Annotated in this window: 17 protein-coding genes; 5 read left to right on the forward strand and 12 right to left on the reverse strand. The window is 57.3% G+C overall.

The window, feature by feature from the left end:
* Nucleotides 1-38: 38 nt before the first annotated feature.
* From ACVV26_RS18835 to ACVV26_RS18845, 3 genes are all read right to left on the reverse strand, one after another.
* A complete protein-coding gene (locus ACVV26_RS18835) occupies nt 39-1,580 on the reverse strand; it encodes an MASE1 domain-containing sensor histidine kinase (protein ID WP_474798756.1) in 1,542 nt (513 codons plus the stop codon).
* Entirely contained in the window at nt 1,580-2,209 is a 630-nt protein-coding gene (locus tag ACVV26_RS18840) for a response regulator transcription factor (RefSeq protein ID WP_312981770.1), read from the reverse strand. Before ACVV26_RS18840 ends, ACVV26_RS18835 begins: the two co-directional genes overlap by 1 nt.
* Nucleotides 2,210-2,341: 132 nt before the next feature.
* A complete protein-coding gene (locus tag ACVV26_RS18845; RefSeq protein ID WP_474798758.1) occupies nt 2,342-3,094 on the reverse strand; it encodes a siderophore-interacting protein in 753 nt (250 codons plus the stop codon).
* Nucleotides 3,095-3,323: 229 nt separating this feature from the next.
* On the opposite strand from ACVV26_RS18845, the gene ACVV26_RS18850 reads away from it, so the two are divergent.
* On the forward strand, nt 3,324-3,890 hold the full coding sequence (locus tag ACVV26_RS18850; RefSeq protein ID WP_474798760.1) for a helix-turn-helix transcriptional regulator: 567 nt from the start codon (nt 3,324-3,326) through the stop codon (nt 3,888-3,890).
* A 26-nt stretch (nt 3,891-3,916) separates the two neighbouring features.
* Here the strand turns inward: ACVV26_RS18850 and ACVV26_RS18855 are convergent, their stop codons facing one another.
* From ACVV26_RS18855 to ACVV26_RS18875, 5 genes are read right to left on the reverse strand one after another with little or no spacing between them, the layout of a single operon-like run.
* A complete protein-coding gene (locus ACVV26_RS18855; protein ID WP_474798762.1) occupies nt 3,917-4,810 on the reverse strand; it encodes a dihydrodipicolinate synthase family protein in 894 nt (297 codons plus the stop codon).
* Nucleotides 4,807-6,522, reverse strand: a complete 1,716-nt coding sequence (gene ilvD / locus ACVV26_RS18860) for a dihydroxy-acid dehydratase (RefSeq protein ID WP_474798764.1) — start codon at nt 6,520-6,522, stop codon at nt 4,807-4,809. Before ilvD ends, ACVV26_RS18855 begins: the two co-directional genes overlap by 4 nt.
* Nucleotides 6,519-7,895, reverse strand: coding sequence for an MFS transporter (locus tag ACVV26_RS18865; protein ID WP_474798766.1), 1,377 nt, complete (start codon nt 7,893-7,895; stop codon nt 6,519-6,521). The genes ilvD and ACVV26_RS18865 overlap by 4 nt, the downstream gene beginning before the upstream one ends.
* Before the next feature lie 32 nt (nt 7,896-7,927).
* The gene (locus ACVV26_RS18870) at nt 7,928-8,578 is read right to left on the reverse strand and encodes a 2-dehydro-3-deoxy-6-phosphogalactonate aldolase (protein ID WP_474798768.1); all 651 of its coding nucleotides are present in this window, start codon (nt 8,576-8,578) and stop codon (nt 7,928-7,930) included.
* A gap of 8 nt (nt 8,579-8,586) precedes the next feature.
* A complete protein-coding gene (locus ACVV26_RS18875) occupies nt 8,587-9,471 on the reverse strand; it encodes a 2-dehydro-3-deoxygalactonokinase (RefSeq protein ID WP_474798770.1) in 885 nt (294 codons plus the stop codon).
* A 232-nt stretch (nt 9,472-9,703) separates the two neighbouring features.
* Between ACVV26_RS18875 and ACVV26_RS18880 the strand changes: the two genes are divergently transcribed.
* Nucleotides 9,704-9,913, forward strand: coding sequence for a hypothetical protein (locus tag ACVV26_RS18880; protein ID WP_474798772.1), 210 nt, complete (start codon nt 9,704-9,706; stop codon nt 9,911-9,913).
* Between the two features lie 228 nt (nt 9,914-10,141).
* Nucleotides 10,142-10,333, forward strand: a complete 192-nt coding sequence (locus tag ACVV26_RS18885; protein ID WP_474798774.1) for a hypothetical protein — start codon at nt 10,142-10,144, stop codon at nt 10,331-10,333.
* Between the two features lie 102 nt (nt 10,334-10,435).
* Here ACVV26_RS18885 and ACVV26_RS18890 read toward each other — a convergent pair whose 3' ends face one another.
* Nucleotides 10,436-11,167, reverse strand: a complete 732-nt coding sequence (locus ACVV26_RS18890) for a FadR/GntR family transcriptional regulator (protein ID WP_474798776.1) — start codon at nt 11,165-11,167, stop codon at nt 10,436-10,438.
* A gap of 115 nt (nt 11,168-11,282) precedes the next feature.
* Entirely contained in the window at nt 11,283-12,803 is a 1,521-nt protein-coding gene (locus ACVV26_RS18895) for a methyl-accepting chemotaxis protein (RefSeq protein WP_474798778.1), read from the reverse strand.
* A gap of 164 nt (nt 12,804-12,967) precedes the next feature.
* Between ACVV26_RS18895 and ACVV26_RS18900 the strand changes: the two genes are divergently transcribed.
* The gene (locus tag ACVV26_RS18900) at nt 12,968-13,318 is read left to right on the forward strand and encodes a hypothetical protein (RefSeq protein WP_474798780.1); all 351 of its coding nucleotides are present in this window, start codon (nt 12,968-12,970) and stop codon (nt 13,316-13,318) included.
* Nucleotides 13,254-14,651: a putrescine aminotransferase gene (gene ygjG / locus ACVV26_RS18905; RefSeq protein WP_474798782.1), complete on the forward strand. Its 1,398-nt coding sequence runs from the start codon at nt 13,254-13,256 to the stop codon at nt 14,649-14,651. Before ACVV26_RS18900 ends, ygjG begins: the two co-directional genes overlap by 65 nt.
* A 45-nt stretch (nt 14,652-14,696) precedes the next feature.
* Here the strand turns inward: ygjG and nadR are convergent, their stop codons facing one another.
* Nucleotides 14,697-15,929, reverse strand: a complete 1,233-nt coding sequence (gene nadR, locus ACVV26_RS18910) for a multifunctional transcriptional regulator/nicotinamide-nucleotide adenylyltransferase/ribosylnicotinamide kinase NadR (RefSeq protein ID WP_474798784.1) — start codon at nt 15,927-15,929, stop codon at nt 14,697-14,699.
* 155 nt (nt 15,930-16,084) lie between these two features.
* Nucleotides 16,085-17,467, reverse strand: coding sequence for a DNA repair protein RadA (radA, locus tag ACVV26_RS18915; protein WP_312981791.1), 1,383 nt, complete (start codon nt 17,465-17,467; stop codon nt 16,085-16,087).
* Nucleotides 17,468-17,477: the final 10 nt, after the last annotated feature.

Raw genomic sequence — 17,477 nt, forward strand, 5'->3', positions numbered from 1 at the left:
ATGAGAGTCGTTCCAGGGTGACTAAGACTTTTTCCTGGTTAGAGCGGGTTTTGTGGCAAAAGTGTGGGCAAGTTAACAGTTACCCGTACGCCTGACTGGCTTTCCAGCAGCAGTTCGCCGCCCAGCGCCTGCACCCGTTCGCTCATGCCCTGAATGCCAAACCCCGGCGCGCGGCCAGGTGGGACACCGACGCCGTTATCGCTCACCACCAGATGCACGAAGCCGGGCGACTGGCTGAGGGTGATGTCCACTTCCGTGGCCTGGGCGTGTTTCGCCACGTTGTTCAGCAGTTCCTGCAACAGGCGATACAGGGTAAACACCACGGTTTCGTTGTCCGGCGGCGCGGCAAGTTGATAGTGGAAACGGCAGCGAATGCCGCGCTCGGGGAACGCAAATTCACGCACCAGATGGTGCAGTGCTTCATCCAGCGCCATTTGATCGAGCACCGGCGGGCGCAACTGGCGCAACAGCTGGCGCGTGGAGTGATGAATGCGCTGGGCCAGCTCGCTGATTTGTTCCCCTGCCATCAGCGCGGTGCGGTTATCGCTCACCCGCTTCACCAGCTGCGACTGAATCTGGATCGCTGTGATGTTTTGGCCGATCTCATCGTGCAGCTCCCGGGCCAGCTGCTTGCGGGTATCTTCTTCGGCATGGATCAGTTTTTCGGTCAGCGCCCGCCGCGCGTCCAGCTCGACTTCCAGCCGCTGGCGGTAGTGATCGAGATTGCTGGCGAGCTGTTCCTGACGGCTGATGGCGATGCCGAGGCCGATGCCCAGCAGCGCCTGGGTGGAGAGGAAAATCTCCAGCTCCATTAAGTCGCTAAAACCGCTGCCCACCTGGCGCGCAGTGGTGATCATCATGCTGCCGAGCAGCGCCGCCAGCACGCCACCCTGCCAGCCGAATTTCCAGGCCATCACCACGTTGGGTAAAAACACCACAATCAGCAGCAGCCGTTCGATTTCCGGCGACAGCACCATTTGCGTGCCAATGCCGATAATAAAAAACAGGCTGCACCAGAGTAGTAGCGAGGCGCGCAGCGGCGGGTTGCGGGTTTCCAGCCCCAGCAACTGGTAGCGATGCTGCTGGCGGAGATAGTCGAATATCAAATAGACAAACGGTGTCAGCAGCACGCCGCCGGTGAACGACGCCAGTAAAATCAGCGTGGCGCGGCTTTCGATAAACGGCGTCAATAGCAGAGTATTGAGCAACGCCGCGCCCGCCACCGCGCTTAGCAATAGCGACAAACGTTGCCAGTAAAGCGGGAAGCGGTGCCAGAAATACTGGGTCAGCAATGCCGGAACGGCGGTGATAAACGGCGCGAACGCCATCGCGCCGCCGTTGATTAACTGCTCGTGCCACAGCCACAGCGACAGGCCGATTTGCGGGATAAACAGCGCAGGCCAGTAGCGGCGCGCCAGCAAAATCAGCAGCGCCAACTGGACGCCGTGAGGCAACAGCAACGCCGCCTGCTGGCCGTTGCGGGTGAGATAAAAACTGATAGTCCAGAGCATCAGCCAGCCTGGCCCCCAGGCGAGCATGATAAACAGCGACAGCACAACCTGGCGAAGAGAACGGCGCATCAATGCCCCGTCAGCAACTGATGTTCCAGGGCAAAATGCACCAGTTCAATGGTCGTGGCGCACTGCAATTTGCCCAGCACGTTGGCCCGGTGGACGTGGACCGTTTTATGGCTGAGATCGAGCTGTAGCGCGATGGATTTAACGCTCTCGCCGCGCACCAGCAGATCGAAAACTTCGCGCTCGCGGGGCGTTAACACCTGCAATACGCGGGCCGGTTCCGCACCGCCGCGCAGCGCTTTTAACGCGTCGGCGCACAGATAGTGTCCGCCAAGCCCCACTGAACGTACCGCATGCACCAGCTCTTCCGGGCCGCAGCGTTTGGTCAAATAGCCGCACGCGCCCGCATCCAGCGCGCTTTGCACAAATGCCGGGGTGTCGTAGATGCTAAGGATAATGGCGCGGAAACCCGGCTGGCGGGCGCGCAGACGCTTAAGCAAACTTAACCCGTTTTCATCGGGCATGGCCACATCCAGTACCGCCACATCCACCGGCTGGCGCGAAAGCGCAGGCCATGCCTCGGCAGCGCTGCTGTACTGGCCCAGCACCGTAATGTCCTCTTCCAGGCTGAGTAGCTGGACGAAACCGGACCGAACGACCACATGGTCATCCACTAATACCACACCAATCATGACGGTTCCCCTTACTGAACCGCGCCATAATGCGCCATCAGGTTCAGGTGGCAATATTCATGTTGGTAATATGTAACGGATGTAACAAAACGGCAAGCTATGGGCCAGCTTGCCGTGCGTTAACGCAGACGATCAGGCGTGCCAGTACGCGACGGCGCGCACTAACTGTTGGTCGAGCTGGCGGGTATAGCGATCCGCCAGGCTTTTCGCCAGTTTGCCTTCGCCAGTGATCCAGACGAAATAGTCTTCCGTCGGCCAGGTGATGGCCTGAAGATGCTGTTCCAGCGCCGCCACGTCATGGCCGATTACCCAGTCGATATTGGCCTCGGGCAAATGGGTAAGATAGCCTTCGCAGGCGTCATCGGTGATGCTGACAATCGCCCGGCATTGCACCTGTACGCCCGCGTCTCGCAGCGCTTCGAGGCGACGACGCAGCGCCGGTAAGCCTGATTCATCGCACACGTAGAGCTGCCACGGGTACGCCAGTGGCACCACCAGCGAACCGCGCGGCCCGCCGATACACAGCGTATCGCCAGGGCGCGCCGCCACGGCCCAGGCGCTGGCCACACCGCCGTCATGCACCCAGAAATCAATTGTCAGTTGCTGAGTGCGCTCATCAAACAGCGGCGTGTAATCGCGGGATTGCGGACGGGCATCGCCGGGCCAGACAATCCCGGATTCCGTGATTTCCGGCGGAGTAAACGGCTGGCCCGGCTCGGGGAAAAACAGCTTGATGTGATCGTCAAAGCCCTGTGAGGTAAAGCCCGCCAGCGCGTCGCCGCCGAAGACGATACGCTGAAAACCGCTGACATAGCTGCTGCTTAAAACGGTAATTTCGCGAAAACGCAGCGCGTTGCGCACGCGCTGAGGGTAAGAAGTTGTCATAGTCAGTCCAGATCGCTAAGTTTTAGATATATCGAATTTTAAATGATAATGATTGTTATCTGAGCGGCTGGCAACTTTTTTTTAGAGTGGATATGATATTGAGCACGGATCGTTAAATCATCATTAAATAACATTATAAAACAGGTAATTAATTATTTTACTCGTCTTCATTGTTGTGTTATCTCTTTTTTTAGATATAAATTAGATATATCTAATTAAGGAGCTAGCCATGAGACATCAACATCGGCATACCCATCACTGTCACGCTCACGACGACGAACGCCATCATGAGCCTTGCGAGAAACGCAGCCACGGCGGCGGAGGGCGTAAACGCCGTGCGCGCTTTTTTGGCCACGGCGAACTGCGCGTGGTGCTGTTAGATATTTTGACGCGCGGCGCGAGCCACGGTTATGAATTGATTAAAGAAATCGAAGCCCTGACCGGCGGCCACTACACGCCCAGCCCTGGCGTGATCTATCCGACCCTGGATTTCCTCGAAGAACATGCGTTTATCGCATTCAGCGATGACGATGCGGGCCGTAAAAAAATCGCTATTACGCCGGATGGCGAAGCCTGGCTTAACGCCAACCGTGAGCATCTTGAACATATCCGCGCACGTATGACGGCGCGCGCTATTGGGCACGAGCTGCGTAAAAACCCAGATTTAAAACGCGCGCTGGATAATATGAAAGCGGTGCTGGATTTGCGGGTTAATCAGTCGGAGATCGACGCCCAGACGCTGAAGCGAATTGTCGGCGTGATCGACAGAGCCGCGCTGGAAATTGCCCAGATGTAAGGCCGCCGGGCAGCGGCCTTACAGGGTTATAAAAACATCGCCAAAAACGTCCCGATATCCTGACGATCTTCAGGCGTTAGCACCCAGCCGGGGTGACGACAGTAGTCGCTGGCAATAATGCCCCGCTGCTGAAGAATGGTTTTCTCTACCTGAATGATGTATTCGCAGTGGCTCATCCAGCGAGTGATCCAGGGCAGCAAACGCTGATGCAGCACCTCCGCCTGCGCGATACGTCCTTCACGCCAGGCGCGGTAAATTTGCACATAAACTTCGCTGAACGAGCAGCCCGGCATCACGCCCTTGCCGCCCGCCGCCAGCATTTGCAGCATGTACAGCCCGGCGTAGCCGTTCAGCACATGGGCGCCGGGTGCCTGCTGCAAAAACTCGCGGGTGTAGTCCACCGGCGGATTGCATTCGATTTTAAACACCGCGTGCGGATAGCACTGCGCCACCTGAGCCAGTTCTTCAGGCGGTATCGGCAGGCCGGTTTCGCCGGGAGCGTACTGCACCATCACCGGGATCGTGACCGCCTCCAGCACCTGGGCGATATGGCTCGCCACCGCTTGCGGGCTGGGTTTCAGGAAAAACGGCGGCAGCAGCATCAGCGCGTCGGCCCCCATTTGCTGATAGCGGCGCGCGCGCTTTACCGCCAGTTCCGTCGAATGATCGGTAACTGATATGGCGCGAAACACCCCGCTACCGGCGAGATCGCTGATAAACCGCGTCGCCAGCCGCTCGCGCTCGTCATCCGACAGTTTTGGAAATTCACTGGCGATGCCGAACAGTGTGAGGCCGTCGATGCCGGTCCCCGCCAGATGCCCCAGCATGTTGCTGAAGCTGGTTTCATCCAGCTCGCCGTCGCGGCGAAACGGCACGGCGGCAATCGGGTTAACGCCTTCAATCGCGGCAACAAGGCTCATAAATTCTCCTCCCGGTCAGCCAGTACCGCACCCTGTGCAGCAGGGGCGGCCCAGCGGCGATACAATCGCAAAAAGCCGCGCGGCACCTGTTTCTCAACCGGTTGCCAGCGGGCCTGACGCGCCGCCAGCTCGGCCTCATCAGCCTGTAAAGTCAGGGTTCGTTCGGGAATATTGATGGTGATGATGTCGCCCTGCTCCACCAGCGCCAGCACGCCGCCGTCGCTGGCTTCTGGCGAAATATGGCCGACGAACAGCCCCCGATTGGAGCCGGAGAAACGGCCATCGGTGATTAACGCGCAGTTGTCAGACAAGCCCATCCCTTCCAGGCATTTCATTGGCTTATACATTTCCGGCATCCCCGGTCCGCCTTTCGGCCCTTCGTAGCGCAGTACCAGTACGCTGCCTGGTTGAATATCGCCGGACAGGATCGCCTCGACCGATTCGTCTTCGCTGTTGAACACCACCGCAGGCCCGGAAAACACCATCAGGTGCTCCGGCACCGCCGCCGGTTTCACCACGCAGCCCAGCGGCGACAAATTGCCGTGCAGCACCGCCACGCCCGCTTCATTACGCACCGGGATCGCCAGCGTGTGGATCACCTCCGGGCGGCGTGAGCGCGGAACCTGCGCCAGCCACTCGCCTTTGGTCTGGCCGTTCACCGTCAGGCAGTCGGTATGCAGCAGCGAGGCGATCTCTTTTTCTACCGCCGCTACGCCGCCCGCTTCCCAAAAATCGATCATATCGTGCTCAGACGCCGGATAGAGCGAGGCCACCAGCGGCACGTTGTAGCTCAGCTTGTCAAACGCGGCGAGGGGCAGTTCGCCCAGTTCGGCTTCGTAATAGATCGCCTGTAGATGCAGGATCGCATTTGTCGAACCGCCCGTCGCCAGCAGGTACACCATGGCGTTATGGATCGATTCCCGGGTGATGATCTGGCGGGCATTAACACCGTTTTTTACCAAATCCACTGCTCTCAGCCCGGTGGCATAAGCGCAGTCGCGGCGCTCGCGGGAAATAGCAGGCAAGGTGCTGCTACCTGGCAGGCTCATGCCCAGCACTTCAGAGATGCAGCACATGGTATTGGCGGTGCCGTACATAGTGCAGGAGCCCGGCCCCGGCTCGGCGATATCCTCGATATGGCGGAATTCCGCCTCATCGATTTCACCGCGCCGCTTCCAGCCGATGGCCTCGGTGACGATATTGCCGTCCCAGTGTTTGCCTTTATATTCCGCCGGATACATCGGCCCGCCGTTGACCAGAATGGCCGGGACATCGAGACGCGCTGCGGCCATCAGCATCGCCGGAACGATTTTGTCGCACGAGCCGAGCAGCACCATGCCGTCGAAACGGTGGGCGCGCATCATCACCTCGATGGAGCTGACAATCACTTCCCGGGCCGCCAGGATGTAGCGCATCCCGAGATGCCCTTCGGCGATGCCGTCGCAGGGCGCGATGGTGCCGAACACCATGCCGACGCCGCCAGCTTCATCGATGCCTTTGAGCACTTCCGCCGTCAGCTCATTAAGGTTGGCGTGGCCTGCCGTGGCGTTGGTGTAGCTGTTGACCACGGCGATCACGGGCCGACGCAGTTGCTCGTCGGTATGACCCATCGATTTATACAGGGCGCGCTTCAGCGCGCCGTCATCACCACTGAGAACCGGGTTAAAGTGGCTGCTGCAACCGCCACCGCATCCCGCGCCACAACTGCTCATATATGACCTCTCTTGATTGAATCTGATTCTGTAAACTGCGCCGGGGTTTCGGCTTTTGCTTTAGGGTTTACCAGCCTGGCGGGCAGCAGGAACATCAGCGGCGCGCACAGCACCAGGAAGCCTGCCAGGATATACAGCCCGGCGTTGGCGCTGCCGGTGGTGTCTTTGAGATAACCGAGTACCGTGGGACCAAAGAAGCCCGCCAGGTTGCCGATGGAGTTCACCAGGGCGATACCCGCGGCGGCGGCGGTGCCGGAAAGCAGCGTGCCGGGCAGGCTCATATAGGTAGGGATTAGCGCCAGGGTGCCGGACATCGCCAGGCAGATCCACGCCATCATCCAGAAGGTGGAACCACTGCTGGAGGCGCTGAGCGTCAACCCCACCGCGCCGATCAATGCCGGGATGGCGATATGCCAGCGGCGCTCCTGTTTCAGATCCGAATGGCGGCTGTTCCAGACCATAAACGCCGCCCCGAAGATATACGGCAGTGCGGCCAGCAGGCCGATGGCGAAGTCATCTTTTACGCCAGAGGATTTAATGATCGACGGCAGCCAGAAGTTGATCCCGTAATAGCCGATGTTGAAGCTGAAGAAGATCAGCGCCAGCAGCCAGACGAATTTATTGCGGAACATGGCGCTCAGGCTGGTGGGCGCTTTCCCGGCGTTGGCGGCGATCTTGTTGATCCGATCCTGCTCCAGATCGCGCGCGATAATCCCCTTCTCTTCTGCTGTTAGCCAGTGTGCCGATTTCACGTTGTTATCAAGGTAGCGAAGCACCACAAACGCCAGCAGGAATGACGGAATTGCCTCAACCAGGAACAGCCACTGCCAGTTATGCAGATGGCCCACGCCTTCAAACATTTTCAGGATCAACCCGGAAAGCGGGCTGCCGATAATCGTGGAAAGCGGCGTAACCAGAATAAACAGGCCGAGGGTGCGCGCCGAACGCCATGACGGAAACCACAGGGTGAGATAGAACACGATGCCCGGGAAGAAGCCCGCCTCCGCCACGCCCAGCAAAAAGCGCACGATGTAAAACTGGGTCGGGGTGGTGACAAACATGGTCAGACACGACAGCACCGCCCAGCTCACCATAATGCGGGCGATCCAGAAGCGCGGCCCGAAGCGCTGCATCAGCAGGTTGCTGGGCAGTTCGAAAATGAAATAGCCGATAAAGAAAATCCCGGCACCGATGCCGTAAACCGTATCGCTCAGGTTTAGCGCATCCTGCATATGGAGCTTGGCAAAACCGACGTTCACCCTGTCCAGATAGGCGAAGAAATAACATAAGATCAAAAAGGGGATCAGCCGCCGGGTGACTTTACGGTAGACCTCGTTTTTGCGGCTTTCGCTGTGTGTGGCGTCTGTAATCATACGGACCTCAGTAATGTTGTAGGGTGGTGTTGTTATCTGTGGCTGTTGCGCCACGCCTCGCGATACTCGCGGGCTTTTTGTTGTACTTTCTGAGCGTCATCCGCGCGGCGGTACAGCCCGCCGCCCAAACCAAAACCTTGCGCGCCAGCATTACGCCAGGTGCGCATTTGCGCGGCGTCAGGCTGAATACCGCCCACCGGCAGGCACACCACCTCGGCGGGCAACACCGCGCGCCAGGCGCTCAGGGTGCCGGGTTCTACGGTTTCCGCCGGGAACAGTTTGAGCGCGCTGGCACCCGCCTGGAGCGCGGTAAATGCTTCCGAAGGCGTGATCACGCCGGGCATGCTGATCAACCCGCGCTCGCGGCTGCGGCGAATCACCTCCACGCTCATGTTGGGCGAAATGATGATTTGCCCACCCGCGTCCGCCACCGCATCGACCTGCTCTGCGGTTAATACCGTGCCCGCGCCGACGTAGCCCCGGCTACCCACGAGTTCGCGCAGCAGCGTGATTGAGGTCAGCGCATCTGGGCTGTTGAGCGGGACCTCAAGCCAGGTAAAACCTTCCGCCAGCAGGCCCTGTGCAACTGCGGGCGCTTCTTCAGGCGTCAGTCCACGTAATATTGCAATCAGCGGCAGAGTCGTTTGCTGCCACAGTGTCGAAAAGGCGCGGTAATCCATCATTCGATTCCTTATAGATAAAGACGTATCTGGTTCATCCCGGCGATAAAACAGCGCTCGCCGGACAAGGCTTCCATCACTAAACCCAACAGTGACGCGGCCTGCTGATAGCGGGCGTTCAGCGCATCGCTGCCGATGATCCAGTGGGGCGTAGGGGCGCACTGGCGCAATTCCTGGCCGATTAACAGCCCGGACAGGTAGTTGCCGACGCCGGTGAGTGCAATATCACCGCGCAGGCGCAGGGTGCGTACGGAAAAGAGCAACTGGCTCAGCGGAGCGTTTAAACCGCTGTGCTGTACGCCAAGCGCGAAGGCGCGGCTATCAGGTTGCTGAGGTGGTAAATCGCGGCCCAGCAGGGAGTGAGTCATCAACAACTGAAACAGCTCGCCGGTCATAAAGGTGGAAAAGTGGTGAATGGCGTTGTGTTCAACCGTGGCGTGCTTGCTGTGCGTGCCCGGCAAAATGACAAGGTGATTTTCCGCCGGAGCGAGCGCCATCAAGCCGATAAGCTGAATCTCTTCACCGCGCATCACCTCCGGCAAACCCACGGCGCTGTGTCCGGCCACGCCAGGTAATATCCAACCCTGGCTGCCCCAATGAGTGCGCAGCGTATGAGCAGTTTTCGCCAGTTGCTGTGCATCCGCGCGCCCTTCGCAATAGGGCACATTGACCCACCCCTGCTGTGACCCGACCATGCCCGCCATCAATATCGGCAGCGCGCCGTATTCAGCAGTCCACGGCGCGATATGGGTTTGCAGCGCCGCTTCAAACTGCCCGTTTTCAACCTGTAATAAGCCGCAGGGCGCATTGATGACGGAAACCACGTCCGAATCGCGCATCAGCCAGGCACGGAAATTTGTCGTGCCCCAGTCAACCGCCAGCCAGTTTTTGCTCATCTTGTAATCCAAAACATTAAATCTTGTATGACAAGAAATGTAGACCAAAAGCGGGACGACGATCTGTGATCGAGATCTAAAGCTGGCGTTAAGGGTTATAAAAGATCGGTTTTTAAAAAATGAATTCAGTTACGGAACATATCTCGTAAAATGACAACAAATTTTACGGTTATTTTTTTAGTCTGTTAGAGGAAGCGTTAATATATCGAAAAGGGAGGAATGATGAATAATCATGACTTATTTCGATGAATGTGCTGAATATGGAATCCCGCGTTTACAGGTAGCGCGGTTTACGGTGTCAGGAGTTGATTATGAGGTGCGTTTTACGCAAATAACAGAGATCAATCCCTATGATTGTGCAGCTTTTTTCCCGATGGGTTTATTTTTCCACTTTATGGGCATCATTATGACGTTGCCTTTGATACTAAAGCTAACAGAATAAATAAAACTCCTTTTCGACGAACAGAAGAATTACCACCAGGTGCGGGTATCCGGGTTCTTAAATGTGTTGAAAGAGCAATTATTGACCACTATACTCGCTTCAACGTTGGGTTTTATACCTTCGTTCCAGCAGATATTAAATTATTAAATATTTACTGCCGATTTATAATTAAAAAGAAACATAAAGGATTAACTATTGAAGTTGGGCTGGAGCCTAACGGGAGGGCAAATGTCTTACGAACACCCAAATTCTGGGGACTGGCTTGAACAATATCGCGCTCGCCAGGCTGCCCGGGCAGAACAACTTTTTCGCGCTATTGAAGAAGGCAGGACGCATGTTGTGGTGGCGGGTGAAGACGCTGAAGCAACCTCATCCTGGCAAAACAACCCCACGGCACCGACGCCAAAACAGGACGGGTGATTCCGCCTGACGCTAACAAAGTGGTTTACCGTTGATGGTAAAGTTATTGCTAAAAAGCCCCAAAAGGGGCTTTTTCATTTAAAGACGAAAAAATCAACGGGCTTATAAAAAATGCTGAAGGCGGTCCGGCAGCGGATCCCCGAGGTGTTTCTTCGCCGCGCTGAGCAAAATATGGCGCATCTGCTGGCGCGCCTGCTCCGGTTGTTTCAGGCGTATGCACTCCATCAATTCACGGTGGGCATTGACCGCTTCCAGCGTCAGCGTCACGTCCGGCTCCAGGGTGCGCTTAAAGGAAAACAGCATGGCGGCGGAAAGCGCATTGCCCACCGAAAACAGAAACGGATTGTGCCCTGCTTTAAGGATCGCAGTATGAAACGCCAGATCGCCCTGCTTAAACAGGTCGGCGGAATCCTGCTGCTGGCCCTGAGACATAATTTCCCAGGCGTCTTCCAGATCGGCCAGATCGCGCCCGTTAGCGTTGATCGCCGCCATGGCCGCCGCGTTGGGCTCGAAGATCAACCGCGTGATCATCAGCTGTTCGATCAGCGCGTCGTCAATGCCAATCTCCTCCAGCCAGCTCAGCACATCGGCATCAAGGAAACTCCACTGTTCGCGGGGTGCCACGGTGCTGCGGCGCTTGGCCTGGATGGTCAGCATCCCTTTCGCGCCTAACACCTGAAGCGCGTTGCGCACCGAGGTACGCGAGACGTTGTACTGCACCGCCAGCTCGTTTTCGCCGGGAATAGACATGCCCGGTTGCAGTTCGCCGCGCATGATGCGCAGGGCGAGGTCCTGGGTCAGTGTTTCAGCTACAGACGCGGTCACGCTTTTCATGGGGATCCGGTTGGAGAGGCAATAAGGGGGTAGTTTATATCAGGTTGATATGAGATGGAATTTTCGCGGGTCTGTGGGGGATGTTGCCCTGCGAACAGGGCATCTGTCATGAACGTTACTGGAGGACCGTAACCGCATCCTCCAGCCGCGCCGCGCGATGCTTGACCATCGATGAGACGTGCGCGCTTTCTTCGACCAGTACCGCGTTCTTTTTGGTGATGTCATCCAGTTCCGCCACCGCGCGCGTCAGTTCCGACAGCCCCTGCGCCTGCTCGGAGGTGGCGCTGCTGATTTGGCTGATAAGCTGAGTCACGTTCTGCACCTGGTCAACGATGTTTTGCATGGTGCGCCCCGCTTCATGAACCTGCACCGCGCCGGACTGCACTTTGCTAGCGCTGGCGTCGATCAGTTTTCGGATATCGTTGGCGGCGCTGGCGCTGCGGCTTGCCAGATGGCGCACTTCTCCGGCCACGACCGCGAAGCCTTTGCCCTGCTCGCCCGCACGCGCGGCTTCTACAGCGGCATTCAGCGCCAGGATGTTAGTCTGGAACGCGATATCGTTAATCAACGAAGTGATCGACCCGATGCGCTGGGTGCTGTCGGCAATATCGTCCATGGTATTCACCACGGTTTCCATCGCCTGCCCGCCCTGACGCGCTGCATCGCTGGCCTCGCTGGACAGCTTATTGGCGTCTACGGCAGTCTGGGAGTTGTTCTGCACCGAGGTCGCCATCTGGTTCATGGTGGTGACGGTCTGCTGGACGTTCACCACCGTCTGGCGGGTGCGTTCATTGAGATCTTCATTACCACGCGCTAACGTTTCGCTGCCGCTGCGCACGTTTTCCACCTGACTGGTGACATCATTAATCAGCCAGCGGCACATCAGGCCCAGTTGACCGATGGCCCGCAGCGTCAGCCCCACTTCGTCGGTGCGGTTCATGTGCTCAATGCTGTTATGCTCCCCCGTCGCCACTTTCAGCGCCTGACGCGCAACGTTCTCAATCGGACGAGATATCTGCCATTCCAGCGCCATGCAACCAAGCGCCATAATCACTAGCGGTGCAAAAGCCATCAGCCATCCCGGCATGGCATATGCGCTCAGCGCCAGCCATATCAGCGCGGCAATCCCCATAATGCTGCGGATACGCCAGCGCAGCGGCATGGCGGGCAGTTTGCCGAGAAAATGTTTGCGTAGCACCAGCCCTTTATAAATGCGGCGCTTCGCTTTGCCTTCACGCAACGCCTGATACAGCGGCTCCACGGCGGCGATTTCCTGTGGCGTGGCGCGGGTGCGGATTGACATATAGCCAGTGGTTTTACCGTTGCGCACCATCGGCACCGCGTTGGCGCGCACCCAGTAATGGTCGCCGTTTTTACAGCGGTTTTTGACAATACCGGTCCAGGGCTCGCCCTGTTTCAGGGTGTACCACATATCGGCAAACGCCGCCTTTGGCATATCCGGATGGCGCACCAGGTTATGCGGCTGGCCGGTGAGTTCCTGAAGTGAATAACCGCTCACCTGAACGAAAGTATCATTGGCGTGGGTAATGAAGCTTTGCAGATCGGTGGTGGACATTAACGTGGTGTTTTCATCCAGCACTTTTTCGCGCTGGGTAACGCGGGGATGCGACGACATGGCTGCTCCATTTTGCAGGTTATTTTCTTGTTAACTATTTCTTTGCCATGTTATGTCGGCGCTAAAAATAATAACTTTAAGGGTTAAATATGATAGAGATCGCAAATCTCAGGATAACTCCAAAGAAGTAGTGCTAATGCAAAATAATCAACCCGATCAACTATTTGAATATCCCGATTGATTACAGGGTAAAAAAGTCAATTTGGGAGCTATTGCACAATTTTGCAACAATCTGCACCATCATTGTGCATGTGCGCTGTTCTTTTCTTCTCCCGCTGCCGCTGTGGATAGCACAAACCGCCATAACCCCGTTTGCGATGAGATTTAATCGTAAGCGGCAGGCGTTCTCCCTGGCGTTTATTCCGTTTATCAGCCTCTACGACGAAGTGGCGCAAATGCTGCAATACTTGATCTGTGTATCGCGTGATACGCCATTCCCAGGAGCACATTTTGAACAGGTTACCGAACAGCGCCTCGGCACTCGCCTGCACCGCGCACGCATTGAATCTCATTGAGAAGCGAACGCTTTCCCATGAGGAGATGAAAACACTGAACAAAGAGGTGATCGATTATTTCCAGCAGCATGTTAATCCAGGTTTTTTAGAGTACAGAAAGTCTGTTACCGCTGGCGGGGATTACGGGGCCGTAGAATGGCAAGCGGGAGGGTTGAATACGCTTGTCGACACTCAGGGACACGAGTTTCTCGATTGCCTGGGTGGTTTCGGCATTTTTAACGTGGGGCACCGTAATCCAAAAGTGGTTTCCGCCGTACAGCATCAACTCGAAAAACAACCTCTGCACAGCCAGGAACTCCTCGACCCGCTACGGGCGATGCTGGCAAAAACCTTAGCCACCCTGACGCCAGGTAAACTGAAATATAGCTTCTTCAGCAACAGCGGCACCGAATCGGTGGAAGCGGCGCTGAAACTTGCCAAAGCCTATCAGTCCCCGCGCGGAAAATTTACCTTTGTCGCCACCAGCGGCGCGTTCCACGGTAAATCGCTGGGCTCGCTCTCCGCCACCGCCAAAGCGGATTTCCGCAAGCCGTTTATGCCGCTGCTGCCGGGGTTCCGCCACGTGGCGTTCGGGAATATCGAGGCCATGCGCGCGCTGTTCACGGATTGCAAAAAAACCGGTGACGATGTGGCGGCGGTGATCCTTGAGCCGATTCAGGGCGAAGGCGGCGTGATCCTGCCGCCGTCAGGCTATCTGCCCGCGGTGCGTAAGCTGTGCGACGAGTTTGGCGCGCTGCTGATTTTTGATGAAGTGCAAACCGGTATGGGGCGCACCGGCAAAATGTTCGCCTGCGAGCACGAAAACGTGCAGCCGGACATTCTGTGTTTGGCCAAGGCGCTGGGCGGCGGCGTAATGCCGATTGGCGCCACGGTAGCGACCGAAGAGGTGTTTTCGGTGCTGTTCGACAATCCGTTCCTGCACACCACCACGTTTGGCGGCAACCCGCTGTCCTGCGCGGCGGCGCTGGCGACCATCCACGTGCTGCTGGAAGAAAACCTTCCGGCGCAGGCGCAGCAGAAAGGCAATCTGCTGCTGGACGGCTTTAAAGAGCTGGCGCAGCAGTACCCGGACCTGGTGATTGAGGCGCGCGGCCAGGGGATGCTGATGGCGATTGAGTTCGTGGATAACGAAATCGGCTACCAGTTCTCCAGCGAGATGTTCCGCCAGCAGGTACTGGTGGCTGGCACGTTGATCAACGCCAAAACGGTACGGGTTGAACCGCCTTTGACATTGACCATTGAGCAGTGCGAACAGGTGCTTGCGGCGGCCCGCCGCGCGCTGACGGCGCTGCGACAGACGTTGGCTGCGCCGGCAGCCGTAGCAACCCACTAATCGGTGATTCAGGGAAACCGCAGTGAGACGGTTTCCCTGATTCCCTTACCCCGCCTCGCCCATCAAATCCTTTACCAGTTCGACGCAGCGCAGAAAACGGGTGTCGTAATCCGGTTCCTGAACGTGTACATAACTGATGTTGTTCTCGTTGAGCATCTCCACCAGCAGCGCCTGGAAGGTATGGCGATCTACCGAACTGCCGAGACTACGCAGCCCATCGGCCACCCAAGGGGTGTTGTTCTCCAGTAAAATGACAAGATCGAAGCGGTATTCGTCGATCAGCGCCTGCACGAACGGATGCTCGCGGCCTTCATACTTTTTGCAAAACGCCTGGGTAGTGACGAAATCGGTGTCGATAAACGCTACTTTATTGGCGTACTTCACCGCAAAATCAATGTACTGGGCATGTCCCAGGGCGATTTTATCGTAGTCGGAATACTGTAACGCCATCTCATCGCCACCCAGATGTGAAAACACGTAATCGCGGCCATATTCCCAGGCGCTGGTGGTATTGAAGATGTTGGCGAGCTTGTTGACCAGCATTGATTTCCCGCTTGATTCGCCGCCTAAAATCGCCACGGTACGCACGAAAAACGGCTTCACTTCGGTAGGAATGTATTCCCAGTAGCGGAACGGGTTTTCGCGGATCTGCCCACCGCTGATGTTCATAAAGGTGCGTTTCGGGTCAATCAGCACCGTTTCGATGCCCAGATGCTGGAGATACTGCGAGGCATCGGCCTCTTCAGAGGTATAAATCCAGTCCGGCTCAATGCCTTTTTCCGCCATAAACGCGGAAATCCCGTCGCTCCAGACGTCCCAGCCGTGCGGGTAAGGCTCCATGCCCTCTTCGTTAAACGCATGGATGCGGATGTTTTTCTGATATTTGAAGGTCTGCAACAGCCAGCGCAGCCGATCCGGCACCGTCGGCTGCTGGGACATGGCGCTGTCTTCAAACAGCGCCCGGTCGCGGGTTTCATCGTAGCCCATGATGATATGCAGCTCATCCACCTGGCTACAGGCGCGCTGGATCAGATAGATATGGCCGGTATGCAGCGGGTAAAACTTACCGAACACCACCCCGACGCTTTTCTGGCGGCGCGGGAACTCCAGGCCGAGAAAGCGGTGCAAGGCTTCCAGTTTCTGTGCGCTGGGGCTTTTGATTTTGGCGTTCAGCAGTTGGCTGAGATAGCCTTTGGTCATCCCGCTGGCGTCCGCGACCTGTTGCAGGGTGCAGCCCTTCTGGCGAATGGCGGTTTTTATATAGTCGAATGATGACAAAGTGCGCTGCCTCCCTTACGTGTGCCGCGATCGTTCAGCCCTGTTAAGTCTAGCGGCAAACGAATCAATGCCAGGAGGATACTTGAGTAAACGGCTGAGGTGAATGGCAAATATTTCCAGGCGGCGCACGCACCGCCTGATTTACAGTGGGAAAACTACAGGTCGTTGAAGATATCCAGCGCGTCGGCGAGTTTTTTGACACCAAACACCTGCATGCCTTCCGGCGGTTTTTTCGGAACATTGGCAGCCGGAACGATAGCGCGACGGAAGCCGTGTTTCGCCGCCTCGGAGATGCGCTCCTGGCCGCTGGGCACCGGACGGATTTCTCCCGCCAGACCCACTTCGCCGAACACCACTAAATCCTGCGGTAGCGGGCGGTCGCGTAAACTCGATACCATCGCCAGCAGCAGCGCCAGGTCGGCACTGGTTTCGGTGACTTTCACGCCGCCGACCACGTTCACGAAGACGTCCTGATCGGACATCTGCAACCCGCCGTGGCGATGCAGTACCGCCAGTAAAATCGCCAGGCGGTTTTGCTCAAGGCCCACCGCCACGCGCCGTGGGTTAGCCATCATCGACTGATCCACCAGCGCCTGGATTTCTACCAGCAGCGGGCGCGTGCCTTCCCATACCACCATTACCGAACTGCCGGAGGTGACTTCATCGCCCCGGCTCAGGAAGATAGCGGACGGGTTGCTGACTTCGCGCAGGCCTTGCTCGGTCATGGCAAACACGCCCAGTTCATTCACCGCGCCGAAGCGGTTTTTATGGCTGCGCAGGGTGCGGAACCGTGAGTCGGCATCGCCGTCGAGCAGTACCGAGCAGTCGATGCAGTGTTCCAGCACTTTCGGGCCGGCCAGCGAACCGTCTTTGGTCACATGGCCGACCATAATAATCGCCACGTCGCGGGTTTTAGCAAAACGCGTCAGATAGGCGGCGGTTTCACGCACCTGCGCCACGCTGCCCGGCGACGACTGGATATCCGCCATATGCATCACCTGAATGGAGTCGATCACCATCAGGCGCGGCTGTTCCTGCTCGGCAATCAGGCAGATCTGCTCAATGCTGGTTTCCGAGAGCATATTCAGGTTGGCGGTCGGCAAACCGAGACGGTGCGCGCGCATCGCCACCTGCTGGAGAGACTCCTCGCCGGTGACGTACAGCGTTTTCATGTTCTGGGCGAGTTTGCACAGGGTTTGCAGCAGCAGGGTGGATTTGCCCGCGCCGGGGTTACCGCCGATCAGAATCGCGCTGCCCGGCACGACGCCGCCGCCCAGCACCCGGTCGAACTCTTTAAAGCCGGTGGAAAAGCGCGGTAGCGCTTCCAGGCTAATCTCGGAAAGCTTCTGGACTTTAGACACGCCCGCGCTGCCCGCATAGCCGGAAAGCCGTTCATTACGCGCAACGGTGGGCGACGCCGCCAGACGCACTTCGGTGATGGTATTCCAGGCGTGGCAGGCGCTGCATTGCCCCTGCCAGCGCGGATAATCCGCACCACACTCATTACACACAAACGCGCGTTTTGGGGCTTTAGCCACCTTTTACCTC

The sequence above is a fragment of the Atlantibacter sp. MEI4A-1023 genome, from assembly GCF_056155425.1.

Coding starts and splice junctions, on each gene's coding strand:
- ACVV26_RS18845 (WP_474798758.1), bottom strand. CDS start 3,094: ATGACAACTTCTTACCCTCAGCGCGTGCGCAACGCGCTGCGTTTTCGC.
- ACVV26_RS18855 (WP_474798762.1), bottom strand. CDS start 4,810: ATGAGCCTTGTTGCCGCGATTGAAGGCGTTAACCCGATTGCCGCCGTG.
- ACVV26_RS18835 (WP_474798756.1), bottom strand. CDS start 1,580: ATGCGCCGTTCTCTTCGCCAGGTTGTGCTGTCGCTGTTTATCATGCTC.
- ACVV26_RS18865 (WP_474798766.1), bottom strand. CDS start 7,895: ATGATTACAGACGCCACACACAGCGAAAGCCGCAAAAACGAGGTCTAC.
- ACVV26_RS18895 (WP_474798778.1), bottom strand. CDS start 12,803: ATGTCGTCGCATCCCCGCGTTACCCAGCGCGAAAAAGTGCTGGATGAA.
- ACVV26_RS18840 (WP_312981770.1), bottom strand. CDS start 2,209: ATGATTGGTGTGGTATTAGTGGATGACCATGTGGTCGTTCGGTCCGGT.
- ACVV26_RS18850 (WP_474798760.1), top strand. CDS start 3,324: ATGAGACATCAACATCGGCATACCCATCACTGTCACGCTCACGACGAC.
- ACVV26_RS18870 (WP_474798768.1), bottom strand. CDS start 8,578: ATGATGGATTACCGCGCCTTTTCGACACTGTGGCAGCAAACGACTCTG.
- ACVV26_RS18890 (WP_474798776.1), bottom strand. CDS start 11,167: ATGAAAAGCGTGACCGCGTCTGTAGCTGAAACACTGACCCAGGACCTC.
- ilvD (WP_474798764.1), bottom strand. CDS start 6,522: ATGAGCAGTTGTGGCGCGGGATGCGGTGGCGGTTGCAGCAGCCACTTT.
- ACVV26_RS18880 (WP_474798772.1), top strand. CDS start 9,704: ATGACTTATTTCGATGAATGTGCTGAATATGGAATCCCGCGTTTACAG.
- ACVV26_RS18875 (WP_474798770.1), bottom strand. CDS start 9,471: ATGAGCAAAAACTGGCTGGCGGTTGACTGGGGCACGACAAATTTCCGT.
- ACVV26_RS18885 (WP_474798774.1), top strand. CDS start 10,142: ATGTCTTACGAACACCCAAATTCTGGGGACTGGCTTGAACAATATCGC.